At 68.6% G+C, this 229-nt stretch carries 1 protein-coding gene; it reads left to right on the forward strand.

The genetic code is table 11. The annotated features are described in order from the left end of the window. On the forward strand, nucleotides 1-229 hold a 229-nt coding region (locus tag ABQE44_RS25875; RefSeq protein WP_448432681.1), incomplete at both ends, for an AMP-binding protein.

Here is a 229-nt window from a genome sequence, read left to right on the forward strand (position 1 = left end):
CAACGCGGTCAGCCCGATCGGGGTGCCGCTGGCCGATTTGGCGTTTTTCGTGCTCGACGCCTGGTTGCGCCCGGTCTCGCCGGGTGTGGTCGGTGAGTTGTATGTGGCCGGTGCGGGCTTGGCGCATGGCTATGTGGGCCGGGCGGGGTTGAGTGCGTCGCGGTTTGTGGCGTGTCCGTTCGGTGGGCCGGGTGCGCGGATGTATCGCACCGGGGATTTGGTGGCCTGG

The sequence above is a fragment of the Mycolicibacterium sp. XJ2546 genome, assembly GCF_053483195.1.